Genomic DNA, 16,812 nt, shown 5'->3' on the forward strand with positions numbered 1-16,812 from the left:
TAAAGGAGGTGATACAGATTGAAATAACTAATAAAAGAATGTATTTCGATATAGAAAAATATGAATTAGAGATGTTAGAAGACACACGTTTCTCAAAACTGAAGTTATATCTTGCTCATTCAGGGCTTAACAACAATAAATCAACCATTTCATTGTCTGTTCTTCAATCAAAGGATGTAGAAAACTCTGTAATAAATGCCCCGATTCTAGCACATATCATTAAAGAAGACGATGATTTCGGTGAGCATGAAATGGAATACGATGAGGACTCAGAAAAGATAAACTACATAGAAAAACCTATCGGAGTCATACCTGCCATTAATCATAGCTATCATTATGAAGAAATAGATGGTCGTACTTATGCAGTTGTATACGGATATATATGGAATGTTTATGCGCAAGATGCAGTTGAAATTATTCAAAGAGAACAAAACATAAAGCTAAGTGTTGAAATTGTGATTGATGAATCTAAATTCAATAACACAACAAAAATATTAGACATTAAAAAGTTTCGTTATACAGGTGTTACACTATTGGGCAAGAAATTTGAAACTGGCATGATTGGTGCTCATGCTGTATTAGAGAAATTTTCAAAAACAAATAAAGATAAATTCTCCAAAAACTTAGATGAACTGAATAATTATCTATTGACATTTTCCAATAATGAAATTGATATTAACATGCAAAATGTCTTCTCCAAGACATCAAAATATGAAACAGAGGAGGACTACGTAGTGCCAAAAAGTAAAGAAGAAATTGCAATCCATTTTAAGTTGACAAGCAATCAACTTAATTCAGAAATTAGTAAAGTACTTCGCGAACATAAATATATTACACGGAACTGGTGTGGAGAATCGGTTGAAAGAGAATGCTATTATCTAACAGATTATGATGAATCATATGTATACTATGTTGATGCAGAAGATAGCTACTTGAACAAAAAGGCTCCATATAAATTAATCGGTGATAATGTGGAAGTAATGTTTAAAGAATCAAAAAGAATTAAATACTCTCCAGTCGATTGGGTTGAAGGGGAAGATGAAGAAATTAGTGTGATGAGTGAGTTTTCAGCAACTTTAGAGTCTGAATCTGCTGAGAAGTTTAAACTAATGAAAGAAGAGAATGAAACTAGCAAATCAACCTACTCCTCAAAACTCTCTGAAAAAGATGATTTAATTCTTGAAATGGCAAAAACCATTAAAGAAATAGAAGCAAAATTTTCACAAGCAGATAAGAATATTCAAGAAAAAAATGATGAAATTAAAAAGATGTCTGAAGTGATTTCTAAATATAAACAAGATGAAGATGATGAAAAAGTAGAAATCTTGTTTGCAGAATACGTATCTCTGATTACTGAAGATGAAAAGAAAAATCTAAAAGAGAAACGTTCACAATTCTCGACATTTGAGGGATATGAGAAAGAAATCAAATCTTTCGTTTGTGATCGGATTGTTAAGAAAGCAAAGGATCATAAGATGAATTTTATTTCAATGGGAATTCTACATGATCATCAAGATGATGAAAACAAAGATGAAAAAAAAGAACAATCTCACTGGGATCGTCTAGAAAAAAAAGTAAAGAATAACTAGGAGGAATATATTTAATGAGTACAATTGTAAATCTTAATCTTATGGCTGGGACTAAAGTCGACAGCTTTCTTCAGTCTGTTCAATTAACTGAATCAGTAGACAATGGTAGTTTTGTTGTTTTGGGCGGTGTTCTTGCTAATAACCCCGATGTTCGTGTAGCTACTAAGCCAACGGCAGTTACGACACAAGAAGTACTACTTGTAGCTTCTCCAGAACTAGTAGAAGTTAATGGATATCGTATCGACCTATCTGATCCAACTTTATTCACTAATCCAGCAAACAAACCAGCCCGTGCTTTCCACTTAAAGAAGGGTGACACTTTCACAATTACAGATGTTGGTTTGGATGGCGTATCGGTAGTAGGTCAATACGTTATTCCACAAGATGGTTCATATAAAGGAATTGCAACTTCAAAATTAGACGCAACTACCTGTGTAGCGTTTTTAGTTCTAGAAAAAACAAATATTTCAGTTGGTCGCACACGAATTCCAGCAACAAAACTACAAGTAGTTAAGGAAGCCTAAGTAATAGGACTATAAGGAGGAAAATATAAAATATGAAAAATTATCAAAACCTAAAGTTTTTTAGCATGCCTCAAGAACAAAAAGATGTAGTTCAGGCAGGTGTAGAAGCATGGTATCATTTCTGTTATCAAAACCGTAACAAAGACGGTCGATTCAATAAATATGCTCAATATGCCAATGATGGTAAATCTCTAGATCAAAAACAAGAATTATTTACAAAAGGCTTACAAGAGGAAGCACTTCGTTACGCTGGAATTCCTTCTGATACTAAATTTAGTGAAGGAATGATTCAATCTCATCCAGCAGTTCAATGGGCTACTTTCGCAATTGTAGCACAAACTTTGGATATTATTGTTCCTGAAACTGTACTTGATAGCTTCTATGAATTTGCTGAAGTGAAGAATGTAAACTGGGGTGATCAATTGCTGTTTCATGTTGAGAGCCCTGACATGTTTGCAGTCAGCACAAAAGCAAATGGTATCAGAGGAAGTCAACGCCAACGTTTATTCGGTAAAGATGTGACTCTTACACCAGTTCGACGCACAGTCGAGATCTATGAAGAATTGTATCGAGTTCTTGCTGGTAAGACTAATTGGGGAAATTGGGTAGCCCGTGTCGCACAAGCAATCGAGACTGATATTACTAGTCGGATTTATGACTCAATCTATAACTCTTTCCCATCTTTGAGTGCGAGCTATAAAGAGACTGCTGCTTTTACTCAAACAGCGTTCAACAACCTTGTATCTCGTGTTGCTGCTGCGAACAACAATAAAAACACAGTTGCCTTTGGTACTAAAGTAGCATTATCAAAAGTACTTCCAGAGAATCAATACATGCAGTTTGCGCTAGGTGGTGAGTACAATAAAAATGGACACTTAGGGAATTTCCAAGGTACTCAATTATTCGAAATGGAGCAAAAACTAAAGCCTAACACTGATGATTTTACTCTTGCAAGTGACTTCATTCTTGTTGTGTCTTCAGGCTCTGATAAGATTGTAAAAATCGGATTTGAGGGAAACACTGAAGTTCTTCAATCAAAACCAGAAGATAATGCAGATCGCAGTGTTGGCTACTCAGTAGCTCAACATTATGACGTACAGCTCATCACATCTGCACAATATGGTATTTATAAATTGACTTAATATTGTGGGAGTAGACTAACAATTGTCTGCTCCCATTTTTTAAAAAAAATATAAGGGAGATTATTAAAATGGATACGAATTCAAAAAGCAAAGATAAATCAAAGAATGAAAAACAGACAGCTATTTCAAAAGATAATGTTGTAGTTGATTCAGAAACAGAATTATTAACGGCTCAGGTAACTGAATTGTCAGCATTAGTTCAAACGCTTCTTGAACAGAATAAAAAATTAGAAGAAAAATCTAATACAGATAATATTAGTAAGAACACCAACTCTCTCTATGAGACAGAAGAGGAACGATTAGATATTGATCCAAGAGAATATATTCGAGTGGTTTCATTGACTGATGGTGGATTGAATCTTTCTACAAACACTTCTGTTATTCGTTTTAATGACTTTGGTACTTCTAAGAGCGTTACCTTTGAGGATATTAGGGCTATTGTTGATAATCATCCTCTGGCAGCAAAAGAAGGAGCATTTTTAATCCAAAGTGAAAAAGCTGTAAAGGCACTTTATTTGACAGAAGAGTACGAACGCATGATGAATAAAGATCAAGTTGAAAATATTATCAAATTCCCTATCACAGAAATTAAAAATACTTTAGACTCTGTTGGTAAAATTTTAAAAGAAACGATTATCTCTCGTATTATTAAAGGCATTGTATCTGGTAGCATTATGTACCAAGATCGGAGTAAAATTAATGAGATTGGCAATCACATAGGTAAAGATTTATATAAAATCGTAGCTGAAATTGAAGATAACAATAAATAAGAGGGGGTAAATATAAATGCCAACCCCATTTTCAAAAGTGTTTGAAAGATTTCAACAAAAAATCCAAGATTACACAATTGACGAAATCTATACTCTTTCAATCGATTCATATGAGGATTATTTAACAGGTTTTCTAAAATCAAGTGTTGTGAAGTTCTTTCATTGTGCAAATGATTTAACAAATCGTAATGACACTGCCAAATTCTTCGCAGCAGATTTAAGTGAGCTTGAACAAGAAATCCTTGCACATCTAATGTTAATCGAATGGCTTGAAAAAGAAACTAATAATATTGTTGAAATGAGACTAGCTTTATCATCAGATGATTGGAAACGATATGCAGAATCACAAAATTTAAAAGAGAAGAGTCTATTAAAAGATAAATCTACTGAAACTGCTGATCATTTAAAAATGCAATACTACCTATTGAAAATGAGTGGAAATTAAAATGCCATACGATTCTTATAATGCAATATTGAAATCTACTAATCAGTCCAACAAAGAGAAGCAAATAAAGCACACTAAAAAAGTATTAAAGAGCACTTTTTCAGACTCACCTAGCTATCATCAAGTGACTATAAATGGTCTATCAGACGAAATGATTGATTGTTGGATTACAAATGACAGCAAAGTGAAAGAACTAAAACAAATACAACTTGTGCCTGATAAGGTCTTAAGCTTTGGAGATGTGATCACTTGGCAAGGTGATAAATGGCTCACTACATTAGTTGAAAATCGAGGTGATATATACTTTCGAGGATCAATCCAAAAATGTATATCCTCATTAAAATGGCTTGACTCATTTGGTGTAATACAAGAAGTCCCTTTTACATATCGGATAGATTTTTATCGTGGTGCGGGTATTGATAATGGTAAAGTTATTATGATGGCACAAGAGAGAAGATATATTTATGTTCAAAAAAATGAGGATACTTTGAAGTTATTAAAAGGACAAAGATTTATTTTTGATTCCAGAGCATGGAAACTTACTGCTATTGACTCCTTATTATCAGGATTAATATATTTTGAATTAGAGGAAAATGATATTGATCATACAAAAGACAGTATTGATTTAAGAATCGCAGATTACTATAGAAAAGTATCCAACTATAAGGTCAGCATCTTGAATAAAGAGACAACTTCCATCTATGTTGGTAGTTCATTTCAATTAAATTTGCAATGTACTAATCGAGGAGAAATCATTTCTGTTCCTGTTAGTTTTAGATCTTCCAATGAGAGTATAGCTTCAATTGACCACAACGGTATGGTGAAAGCCCACAGAAAAGGTGAAGTTACCATTACAGCCACATATGAGAATGTTTCAGATTCAATCACTATCAACGTTCTTGAACAAATAATAAATAATTATTCTGTTGATGTTGTTGGAAGTACTGACATCAGGTATAGCACAACTCTATTCTATAAATGCATATTCAGGAACAATGGATTTGAAATTTCTGATACAAGTGAATATTGGCTAACTGCTGAAGATGGACTCTCACAAACGAAACTGGCTTCAATTATTATTCAAGATAGCGAGAAAAACACTTGTTCCATCAAAGCAAGTAAGACAAGTGGGTATGTGAAACTGCATGTAAAAAATAAAAATAGCTTAATCAATGGTTCAATATTGATTCAAATTAAATCACCTTTAGAAAATTAAGGAGGCGTATATATGAGTATTGCAACAACAAAAATGAATGAACTAAGTGTAGAAAATTTTGTGACATCTGGAACTAATAATAACTTTTTAGTATTCCATCCAATTCCATACGCTAAACAGAGTAGTAGCGCAATTGATGATGTGTATACGATCAATGGTATTACTACAATTGAGATCGTTGAAGCAGATCTAGATGTCGCATTGACAGGTTCCAATTACGCGTTTTCTGTTGGAACTGACAATAAAATTAAATTAGCATTTTCCAAGGCATTGCACACAACTAAAGCTTCAGCATTAGCAGCTCTTAAAAGTATTGAAATTCAATATTTGATTGGCAATTTAACTCTAGATGGAGCAAATTACACTCTAATTGCTAGAGACAGTTCTGGAGTAGAATTCCACAGAACAACTCCTGTAACGCTTGAAAAAGCAACACAGATCATTTCAACTTTAGATATGAGCAGAGATACAAAACGCGAAGGATTTGTAGTATACGAATTGACACACAACTTTATCAACAATTAAAACGAAAACCTAATTTTATGGGAAAGTGAGGTGGATCGGTTTGGCAAAGTTTGAAGATTTAAATAGCAATTTGATCGAAGTAATAATGAAGCTTACTGAGTCTCAAGATTTATGTAAATTACTTTACTATCAAGATGACAAACCGCTAAGAAAACCTGATATTGATAATACATATAAGACTCTGTTTATGAAAAACATCTTCCCAATTCCTAAGATCCCTTCCGCGAGTACTGAAAAGGAAAGTTATCTAACTATTTTACTAGATGAAATACGTATTGGAACAAAGAATATTGGATTTAAGAACACTGTTCTTTGTTTTAATGTAATGTGTCATGTTGACAAGTGGATGATGGATGGGTCATTGCGTCCTTATGCAATAATGAGTGAGATTGACAAATTGTTCAATAATCAAAAGGTTGTTGGCATTGGAAAGGTTCAATTTGAAAAGTGCAAATTAATAGCAGTTAATGAAAAATATTATGGTTATCGCATGGAATATCTGGTTTGTGATTTTAGTTAGTGGTGACAGAGATGAATGAAACAGATCTGGAGTTGAAACTACTTTATGGTTGTCCAATACCAATAGAAGGAGTTGGAATGATGCTCCCACCTAAATTAGCAGATATCATAAAACTGGGAGAAACAAATTATAATCAGTTTTTATCTACTTTGCTTTTTGATAAGGATAATATTGATTTAGCTTCCGAAGCAGCAGAGTACAACAACCTTCAGATACTATGCAGCTATTGTTATCATCATGAAGATTTCAGAACTATTACGCTACAAGCAATTGAATTCTTCTTTAAAGAGAAAGCACATTTGGGCTATGACGAATCCAATGTGTTTTTTTATTTTGGTAGTGAACTCGAGAATAGGAAAATTGACAACGAAAAGTTAGATCTCATTCAATTTGTATTGAAGAAAATGAACTTCTTTAAGACAAGCAAGGAACCTGAATATAATCCCGCAAACTCAAAAGCAAAACAAATGATCGACTTGATTATGAAAAATAAAAAGAATAAACCTAAACCCAAAGAGACAATGAACCTTCATAGCATTATTTCTGGAATGGCTTGGAAGTCAAATAATGTAAATATCATTAATGTTTTCGATCTAACAATATATCAACTGTACCAAGGCTTTAGAGTCATGGAGAACATTGATAATTACGAACATACTTTGACTGGCATTTATTCAGGAAACGTAAATAGCAAGGAAATCAATTTCTCTCAATTACATTGGGCAAAAATTATAGAAAGTTAATAAAGGAGATGTTCTATTAATGTCTACACCAAATCAATGGGCAATTCGTGACGTTGCAACAGCAACATTCTACGAAATTAAGACAGGCAAGGCAAGGGTTCAGTTAACTAACCTCAAATCAAGCGGAATTGAAAATAGCGGAACTGTAGCTTATGCACGAGGTGGCTCTGGTAATCCGAAAGTTGTAGGATTTTCTGGTGATCGTGGGGCAAAAATTGCACTACAGGATTGCATTTTCACTAACGAAGTACTAGCAATGATGACTGGAAATGAAATCAAAAAAGGTACTGTCCCTGTGCATCAACGTGAAGTCCTTAAAGTTGCAGGTGACAAGATCACTTTAACTCATACACCAGCTATCGCAGATACGCTTATTAGTGTATATAAAGCAGAACCAGATGGTACACATGGCTTAGAGTTCACAAAAGCAGCAGCAGCATCTCCTCAAGCGAGTGAATACAAAGTATCTGCAAAGGTTGTTACTTTTAAAGCTGGTGAACTAACTGAAGGAAGTGAAGTGATTGTGTACTATCAAACAAAAACAGATGCTAACTCAAAAACTATCACAGTATCTACAGATAAATTTGCAGGAACTTATAAACTCGTATTAGATGTTCTAGTTCGTGATGTGTTTACTAAGGAAGATTTTGCGGCTCAAATCGTTGCTGGAGCAGCTAAACTTGAAGATGGTTGGAAAATCGAAGCAAAACCAGATGGAGATCCTTCTGTATTTGACATTCCAATTGAGCTATTAAAACCTGCAAATAGTAAAGAAATGTACACGATGACTATTTATGACGAGTCCGCATTAACTTAAAAAGTATACAACAGGCAGATGATTTATTTCTTCTGCCTATTTTTTTACCAATAAAACTATCATTTTAAAGTAATTTTCAAGTTGAGCAACCCTTTTATTTGAAGGGTTTTTGAATATGGGGATTATCAGAGGGAGAGATAATATGAGTAAACAATTAACACTATCTACAGTAAGCAAATTGCATGCAAAAGAATTTAATGAGCAAAAAAAGGTCACTTTGAAAACAGGTGATTTCATCATGATTCAAACAAAATTCAGAAAAACTAATGTTCAAAATATGTTGGTGGAATATCAAGAAATTCTAGAGTCAATGAAAAATATGAATGTAGATTTTGGTGTGATTAAGGATATCTCATTTGTTTACTATATGCTGCTATTAAGGCATTTCACTAACCTTAATAATATCCCCAAGGACATTAATAAAATGGTCAGTGTATGTGAAAAGCTGATTGACTTGGACATCTTAGAAGAGATTTTTGAATCATTTGAGTTAGAAGAGTTGAAAAAGATTGATGAGATGATTAAGAAAATTAGTAATAACAGTAACCTCATTGGTAAACAGATGGGTGAAATTTTCACTAAAGCTGTAATTAACGAATCAGTGAAGGATGATGAAGATGGACTTCAACAATCTGAATGACTTATTAAGATATGCACAAGACAAGATCAATAAGACATTAAAGAATGAAGTAGCTATTGTCGCAAGAGAGGAAATGCAAGAGCAGATCCAAGAGAAGGTTTATGACGCTTATGATCCATATAATCCAGATGGTCGAAGAATGTATGATGATGGTTTAATCGACAGTAGGAACATCGAAATTTCAATTGTAAACGATGATACGATCTCAATTGAGAATATTGCTTATGATGGCAATAGAAACATCCCATATATCGTTGAGAGTGGCGAAGGCTACGAGTATGGAAGCTCTCCAATATTGACTAAGGGTAGAAAGTTTACACAAGCAACTAGAGACAGTTTAAGTAATAGTAATACGCTTGAAAATGCAATGAAAGATGGTCTACATAGACAAGGGTTTGACATCAGATAGGAAGTGAAGAAATGACAGAAAAAGTAATTAATAAAAATATGCTACGTGAAAGAGCACTTAAATTACCAAAAGTATCTGATGAAATGCTTAAACAAATTCCAGAAGAGCACCTTCTGCTAATGAAAGAATACTTAGAAATAAGTAGTGGTTCGTTAAGTAGTCAAACTGTAGATCAATATCGTTCCGCGTTAGGTCAGTTCTTTTGGTGGGTTCATGTTGCGTTGAATGATAAATCAATAGAAAAAATATCTAAACGCGATTTTATGAGATACTTGAGTTATCTATCAAATAGAGGAATGTCATCAAGTGGTCAGGCACTAAAAAAAGCAGCAGTCTCAAGTTTTAGTAACTATATAGAAAATGTTGTTGCTGATGACGATGAAAAATTTAAAACTTTTAGAAACTTTACTCGTGGTTTGCCTTCAATTCCAAAGAACGTTGTCTACAACAAAGTAAAAATTACAAAAGACGAATATGATTTGTTGATCAGCACACTTCTTGAGGATGAAAATTATCTGGGTGCTACATGGGTGGCTACTGCATTTAATATTGGTGCGCGCCGTTCGGAAATACCACAATTGAAGAGTGAAATACTAAGCTATCCACTTCCTGAAGGACAGAATTATATTATGAGTCATATGGTTCGTTTGAAAGGTCGTGGAGAGGATGGAAAACAAGAGCCTTATATGGTCAACACTGATGCACTAGAATTTATGAAAATGTGGATAGAAAAACGTGGATATGAACATTCTCATATTTTCACTGTTAAATACGGTGGTGAAATCCGTAAAATGTCTCCTTCTTGGGCAGATGATTTTTGCGCAAATGTTTTAACTGACATATTAGGTAGAAGGATAAATCCCCACTTATTTAAGGCATCTTGCATCACATACTTGCTTGAGATTAAGAAAGTGAAACTAGAAATTGTCTCAAAATATATTGCACATCATAATGATGTCTCAACAACTATAAAGCACTATGATTTAAGAGATTTTGAAGAAGAGAAAAATCAAATTTTCGGATAATAAAATCCGCTTTTCATCACCAATTAAACAAAGGGAGAGAGCTATAATATATGCGTACATATGAAATAAAAGATACTACAGTAAACAACATTCTTACATTCCTTGATCGTGTTCCAATCACTGGAATTAAAGAGGTTCATGCAATGAATGAAATTTTAATTGCTTTAAAACCATCAGAAAATGAAAAAAATTAAGAATTACAGATCAAATTGCAATCATGTTAAACAGTACTCATCATACATACTGACTTCATATCCTCTTCAGCATTCTTGGAGATGTATTATTTGCCGTGGTCATGGAATAGATGTCGCATATAACGTTAGGCATCTATCCTATCAAGAATTAATTGAATATTTCCCCGCGCACATATTATTAGCTTAAGATTCTTAATCAAACAGTCTGCATTTATTCGTAAGTGCAGATGATTTGGAAAAGAATAGTGATCAACTCTTGAAGGTGTAACACTGTTCAATGGGATATTAAATAAATGAAAATATATAAATTGCTTGCAGGAGTTGGTTTATGCCATCTCCTTTTTATTTTGTCTTGAGAAGGAGAAAACACATGGCAAATCAAGATTTAAGGATACTGATATCAGCGAATTTAAACGAAAATAAATCAATTAATAATATCAATAGTGCAATTAAAGCTATTGAGTCACACCCTACGTTACAAAAAATTAAGTTAAAAGTAGATATTGACCAAAACTTTGCTACATCAATGGTTAAATTTATTTCTTCTGTTGAAAAAATGAAAGCAATTTCTGATGAACAGAACAAAGTTGTAGAAGAAACAATTACTGAGTACAAACGACTAGATGGAAGCATCGAAAAAGTAACAGAAAAAGTATTAAAGAATGGCGAAATAATCAAACAAACTAAAGTTAAGCATGACGAAAACAAAAAATCGATTCAAGAAGAAACTTCCGCTACTACAAAATTGGCTACTAGCATTGAGAACCTGAATAAAGCCGAAATTGACTCTATTGTTGTTAACAGAAATCGTTCCAACTCAATAACAGGCTACAATGTGAAGTCATCTCAAGGCTACACTGTAATAAACAACCGTTTGGAATCTGATGGTCAAACTACAGTTGGAACTAAGACAACAACAAATTACTTAAAAGAAAGACAGGATTTGATAAGAGAGCGAGAAGCTATCTTAAAAGAAGCAGAATTGATTGATCGTGCTCATTATCTTGCATTAAAAACAAGTAATGAAAAAGTTATTGCAGAAGAAAAAATGCATGTACTTGCACTACAGCAAAATGCCAAACGTGAACAGGACTATCTAAAACAAAAAATGGACACAGAGTCTAAGATTTTAGATATGAAACGTAGGTTCGGTTCGGACTCAAGTCTTAAGAATCAGCTAGAAGAATTACATGTTAAGACCAGTGCAATTGAAAGTGTAGGAAATTATAAACAAGCTATTGGTGGGGTGCAATCTGAATTAAAACGTATTGCAGCTACAGCAAATACAAGCGGTAGTCATATAGATCGATTTGGAGAGTCAATAAAATCGGCAATGACAAAATTTCCAGTGTGGATGATTGCTACAACTGCCTTCTATGCTCCACTTAGAGCTATTCAAGCAGGAGTTGGCTATATTTATGAATTAGACACTGCTATGACTGATTTAAAAAAAGTAACAGAAGGAACCAGTAAGCAGTATAAAGAATTCGTTGGAGACGCAAACAGAACGGCATCGTCTATTGGTGCTTTAACAGTAGATGTAATCAAAGCCTCTACTGAGTGGGCAAGGTTAGGCTATAACATTGAACAATCAAAATCTTTAGCAAGAGAATCAATTGTATATGCAAACGTTGGTGATATGGGAGCTGAAGATGCTAGTAAGTCATTGATCTCAACTATAAAAGGCTTTGGTATCGAAGTGGACTTAGAAGGAAAAAACATTCGTAAAGTTGTAGACATATTTAATGAAGTTGGTAATAAGTTTGCAATTTCTTCATCAGGTATTGGTGAAGCACTGAGAAGATCAGCTTCAAGCTTAAGTGCTTCAGGAAATAGTATTGAGCAATCAGTAGCACTCGTTACTGCTGCTAACTCAACCTTGCAAGATCCCACTTCAGTGGGAACCGCATTAAAAACAGTAACAATGAGAATTCGTGGAATTTCAGATGATGGGGAAGATTTATCAAATCTTATACCTAAATTAGAGGGTAAATTCCAAAGCTTGGGTTTGACACTTAAAAAAGATGATAACACTTTTAAATCTACGTATGATATTTTCAAGGACTTGGCTGAATTGTGGTCTTCAGGAAAAATGTCAGACTTTCAAAAGGCTGATATTACTGAGCTTGTTGCAGGTAAAAGACAAGGTAATGTCATTACAAGTTTGCTAGACAACTGGAAAGATGCAGAGAAATCACTTGCTACAGCTTTAGACTCTACTGGGAGTGCGGCTAAAGAAAATGCTACATATTTAGAATCTATGAAGGCGAAAGTTGCACAATTAAAAAACACTGTAATTGGCTTTTGGGATAAAAGTATCGATAGTGGTTTTCTTAAAGGTCTTATTGGATTAGTTACTGTCTTAGTTCGTTCAATGGATAATTTAGTTACTGTAGTTGCATTAGCAAGTGGAGTTTTTATTGCTTTTAAATACAAGGCAATTGCTGATTTTATTACAGGAGCATACTCTGCGATTGCTGCATTATTTGCAACTAGAACTGCCATACAGTCAACAACAGTCGCATTAACTGGTATGCAAAGAATGTTAGGATGGGTTGGACTGGTGTTAACAGCAGGATCAGTCTTGTATTCCGTTTTCACTGGACTGAATAATGCAACTAAAAAATCCTCTGAGTTAATTGATGAGAACAATAAAAAGTACGCGGAACAAGCAGATGTATTAAAGGATACCCTTTCCTACTATCAAGAAAACCATAAATTAGTACAGACAGATACAAACGTTAAAGACAAGCTATTTGAAATGCAAAATAAACTAATCAATACCTTTGGAAAAGAAGCAGAATCGATTGATCTGGTAAATGGTGCTTACAACGAACAGATTAAGAAGATAGATGAACTAAACAAAAAGAATTTAGACAATAAGATTAAAGATAATCAAATTACTGTAGATGGAATTAAAGAAAAGAAATACAGTAATCCTAAACTTGCAAATGATTGGGGAATGCATGGTTTATTCGGAACAGGCAATAATACATATTCTATTGGTGGAGATGCCGGAGTTGGAGATTTAGGCTTAGAAGAATATTTTAATAAGCTACTTCTACTTCAAGATGGGGTCAGAGACAAGAATACAGAAATCTTCGCTGGGATGAATTTATTTCCTAAGAATCAAGAAGAGTGGTCTAACGCTTTAGCAAGAGTTAAAGAAAAAATCGATGAAATAAAACCCCTCTATGACAAAATTGTTGGTTTAGAAGAAGATAAGAAAATTAAAATCAAGGAATCTTCAATTGCCCAAGTAAATTTCAATAATGATCAAAAATCGATGTTTGACACAATTAATACTGCTCTAAATAAACAACCATTAGATGAATATGAAAAAAGTATGAGCAGTGTTGTTCAGAACATCAAAGAATTTAAAGGCAATAATATAGTTGAGGCTATTGAAAAAATCAAACAACTACCTCAAGTAAAATTAAACAATAGTTTAATTGTAGACTTAGACAAACTACAAACTAAATTAAAGAGTTCATCATTCGCTTCAGATGTTTTCAAAGATGCCCAGCACACAATTTCTAACCAATTAAAATTAACATCTGAATTAATTGAACCATTGAATAAACTACTTCAAGATAATGCAAATGGTAAATCTGTTAGTGCATCTGAGGCAGCAAAACTAATCGAAAAGGATCAAACTCTTGTAAGTCTCTTTTATGAGGAAAATGGTGTACTAAAACTTAATGTCGATGCTGTAAACAATAAGAAAAATGCTTATAGGGAATCTTTTGACGAGATTGCAACAGGTCAAAGAAACACAGTTGTTAATGCAAATACGGCTCTTTTAGATAAATTAAATATATATAAATTAGAGATTTCAGCACTGGACGATTTAGTTGAGGCGAACAGAACACTTGATAAATCTTATCAAGATAGAGTACAAAGTGTGAATAGTTTTGCAGAAGGAGTCGCGTTAGAGACCCAGTATAAAAGTGTAAAGAAGTTTCTTAAGAATCTTGAGGCAATAGAGACCCAAGCAAAGATTTCGTCTGCCGCTGTCAAAGCAGTTGGAGATAGTAATAGTAAGACAAAGGAAAAAACAGAGACACAAGATACTCTTCATACTCTTTCTGATTTCTCAAAAGAAGAAATTGATAATATTAACAATATGATTCATCTAAGAGATGAAAATATTAAATCTCTAGAGAAACAGATTGAAATAGCTACAAAAACTCATGACTACAACAAAGCAGTTGAGCTTACTAATAAGTTACTATCAGAACAGCTAGGAAAAATCACTGATATTGATTCTGCAAATAGTAAGCTGGCTTCTTCGGCAGATAATGTTCGTTCAACCTATAAAAAGCTTGGGGATCAATTTTCAAGAAATGGTGTTGGTTTCGATGCATGGTTTAATAGTGACTCTGCATCTGAGCAATATATTAAGACAATTCAAGATATTGATCTATCTATCCAAAAAGTTGAAGGTGATGGAAAGAACTTAACTGCAACCCAAAAAAATCAGGTCAAAGAACTTGAGAATCAAAAGAAGCTATATGGAGACATTTTCAAACAAATTCAGTCTTATAAAACTGCTTTTATTGCAAATAGTGAAGAAGCAAAAAAAATGTACGATACAGTTGCAGCATCTCAGGAAAAACTAAGTACTCTGATTTTTAGTAACATCACAAAAGAATTAAAGAAAACTAGTGATGCTGTCAAAGAATACGACTACCTGTTATCTATCTCAAAAGATCGTCTGGGCTTGCTCAAAGAAGGAACTGCTGCTTACACTGATGAATTAGAAAAGCAAACTAGAATCCTACAAGACAAAATGGCTATTGAATTGGAACATGAAGAAAATATTCGAAAACAAATGAATACCGTTGGTTTGACCGAAGAAAACTGGAATGACCTTAATAAACAACTTAAAGAATCTATTCTTGCACAAATAGGCATAGCAACTGCAATGAAGTCAACGAACAAAGAACTCAAGGATCAAGTAAGTAAACTTGGCGATGAAATTGTAGCAATCTATAAGGAAATGTACGGCAAACAAAAGGAAGCTGCTCAATCTGCCCATAACGAGAAAATAAAACTTCTTGATGAAGAGATGAAGAAGTACGATGATCTAATTAAACTCAAAATCAAAGCTTTAGACGAGAAATGGAATGAAGAGGATTATGATAAAAATCTTTCTAAACTTCAAAAAGAGCGAGATGAGATACAAAAGAAGTTAGACACTGCTTCAATGAACAACTCACTCGAAGGAAAAGCTAAAAGAGCAGAATTAGAAAAACAATTAGCTGACAAAAATGAAGAAATTGGTGACTTTGAGCGGAACCACGCAAGAGATCAACAAAAGAAGAATCTTGAAGATTTGCTCGAAGAAAAGAAAAACCGTGTCGATGCAGAAAAAGATGAGCTTAATAAAAGACAAGAAGAGCAAGATAAGTACTACGATGATCTGATTAACAATGAGCGCAAATACAATAAAATCAAAGAAGATTTGGCTAAAGGTTCAACTGCTCAGATTAAAAAGGACTTAGAGGGCTTTAAGAGTTTTGCTGAATCCAGTTATAATTTAATCGGTAAAAGTATTAGCGAGAATCTGCAAGACAGAATAACCAAGGCGTCTGAAAATATGGAAAACATGATGAAGCCAAGTATGATTAGTTCCATATCAGATATTGGCGACTCACTAAACTCTAAAATTCTTAAAGTGCTAGATGAAATTATTGCTAAGTTCTCCAAATTAGGCGAATTGAAATACGAAACATCTAATCCAACTGGACAACAAAGTGTAATTGACAAAATGAAAGCTAACTCAATTAAATGGGCAAATGCTAAATCTCAACAAGAAAGAGATGAGGCTTTTAACGAGAATCAGGAATTAGGCAAAAGCATCGGTGCAGAATATAACTCTCCTTCTGGAAAATGGCTGAAAAATGGTATTCCACTTTATGAAACAGGTGGTTATACTGGTGATTTCCAAGGTGTTCAATTAGCAGGGCTGCATCCTAAAGAACTCGTGCTTAACAAAGTTGATACTTCTAATATCTTAAAAGTTGTTAATGTTGTACGTGATTTGGTATCTGGCTTTAAGCCAAGAATGCCAGACTTTAGTAGTCTCATTCCAAAGACCCAAGCTACCCCTTCTGGTTTTGGTGATCTCGTTGTAAACATTGGTACGATTACAGGTGATCGTAAAGGTGGGGAAATTGCACTAGATGTAATCTTAAACGGTTTAAGTGCTAAGGGTAGAAAAATATAACAAATGGTGGACTAGTTAATT

At 33.7% G+C, this 16,812-nt stretch carries 15 protein-coding genes; all 15 read left to right on the forward strand.

Going from position 1 to position 16,812, the window contains the following annotated elements; translation table 11 throughout:
- The first annotated feature begins 8 nt into the window (after positions 1-8).
- The 15 genes from NV379_RS02610 (at position 9) to NV379_RS02680 (ending at position 16,791) form a co-directional block, all read left to right on the forward strand.
- Entirely contained in the window at positions 9-1,589 is a 1,581-nt protein-coding gene (locus NV379_RS02610) for a hypothetical protein (protein WP_258205706.1), read from the forward strand.
- Positions 1,590-1,603: 14 nt separating this feature from the next.
- The gene (locus tag NV379_RS02615) at positions 1,604-2,113 is read left to right on the forward strand and encodes a hypothetical protein (protein WP_258205707.1); all 510 of its coding nucleotides are present in this window, start codon (positions 1,604-1,606) and stop codon (positions 2,111-2,113) included.
- A gap of 32 nt (positions 2,114-2,145) precedes the next feature.
- Positions 2,146-3,255 carry a YonB family capsid-like protein gene (locus NV379_RS02620; RefSeq protein ID WP_258205708.1) on the forward strand — a complete coding sequence of 370 codons (1,110 nt, stop codon included), beginning with the start codon at positions 2,146-2,148 and terminating at the stop codon, positions 3,253-3,255.
- A 68-nt stretch (positions 3,256-3,323) separates the two neighbouring features.
- On the forward strand, positions 3,324-4,025 hold the full coding sequence (locus NV379_RS02625) for a hypothetical protein (protein WP_258205709.1): 702 nt from the start codon (positions 3,324-3,326) through the stop codon (positions 4,023-4,025).
- Positions 4,026-4,041: 16 nt separating this feature from the next.
- Positions 4,042-4,470: a hypothetical protein gene (locus NV379_RS02630; protein ID WP_258205710.1), complete on the forward strand. Its 429-nt coding sequence runs from the start codon at positions 4,042-4,044 to the stop codon at positions 4,468-4,470.
- 1 nt (position 4,471) lies between these two features.
- A complete protein-coding gene (locus NV379_RS02635; protein ID WP_258205711.1) occupies positions 4,472-5,686 on the forward strand; it encodes an Ig-like domain-containing protein in 1,215 nt (404 codons plus the stop codon).
- A 12-nt stretch (positions 5,687-5,698) separates the two neighbouring features.
- A complete protein-coding gene (locus NV379_RS02640; protein ID WP_258205712.1) occupies positions 5,699-6,211 on the forward strand; it encodes a hypothetical protein in 513 nt (170 codons plus the stop codon).
- A 40-nt stretch (positions 6,212-6,251) separates the two neighbouring features.
- Complete coding sequence (locus NV379_RS02645; RefSeq protein WP_258205713.1) at positions 6,252-6,731, forward strand: YomW family phage-derived protein; 480 nt, start codon at positions 6,252-6,254, stop codon at positions 6,729-6,731.
- Positions 6,732-6,742: 11 nt separating this feature from the next.
- On the forward strand, positions 6,743-7,474 hold the full coding sequence (locus NV379_RS02650; protein WP_258205714.1) for a hypothetical protein: 732 nt from the start codon (positions 6,743-6,745) through the stop codon (positions 7,472-7,474).
- Between the two features lie 19 nt (positions 7,475-7,493).
- Positions 7,494-8,291, forward strand: coding sequence for a YomU family phage tail tube protein (locus NV379_RS02655; RefSeq protein WP_258205715.1), 798 nt, complete (start codon positions 7,494-7,496; stop codon positions 8,289-8,291).
- A gap of 142 nt (positions 8,292-8,433) precedes the next feature.
- Complete coding sequence (locus NV379_RS02660) at positions 8,434-8,931, forward strand: YomO family phage-derived protein (RefSeq protein WP_258205716.1); 498 nt, start codon at positions 8,434-8,436, stop codon at positions 8,929-8,931.
- Positions 8,909-9,340, forward strand: a complete 432-nt coding sequence (locus NV379_RS02665) for a YomN family phage-derived protein (RefSeq protein WP_258205717.1) — start codon at positions 8,909-8,911, stop codon at positions 9,338-9,340. The genes NV379_RS02660 and NV379_RS02665 overlap by 23 nt, the downstream gene beginning before the upstream one ends.
- Positions 9,341-9,351: 11 nt before the next feature.
- The gene (locus NV379_RS02670; protein WP_258205718.1) at positions 9,352-10,365 is read left to right on the forward strand and encodes a tyrosine-type recombinase/integrase; all 1,014 of its coding nucleotides are present in this window, start codon (positions 9,352-9,354) and stop codon (positions 10,363-10,365) included.
- A 50-nt stretch (positions 10,366-10,415) separates the two neighbouring features.
- A complete protein-coding gene (locus NV379_RS02675; protein ID WP_258205719.1) occupies positions 10,416-10,559 on the forward strand; it encodes a hypothetical protein in 144 nt (47 codons plus the stop codon).
- Positions 10,560-10,929: 370 nt separating this feature from the next.
- Positions 10,930-16,791 (forward strand): phage tail tape measure protein, encoded by a 5,862-nt coding sequence (locus tag NV379_RS02680; protein ID WP_258205720.1) that lies wholly within the window; start codon positions 10,930-10,932, stop codon positions 16,789-16,791.
- Positions 16,792-16,812: the final 21 nt, after the last annotated feature.

This window comes from Paenibacillus radicibacter (genome assembly GCF_024721995.1).
Lineage (GTDB): Bacteria > Bacillota > Bacilli > Paenibacillales > NBRC-103111 > Paenibacillus_AM > Paenibacillus_AM radicibacter.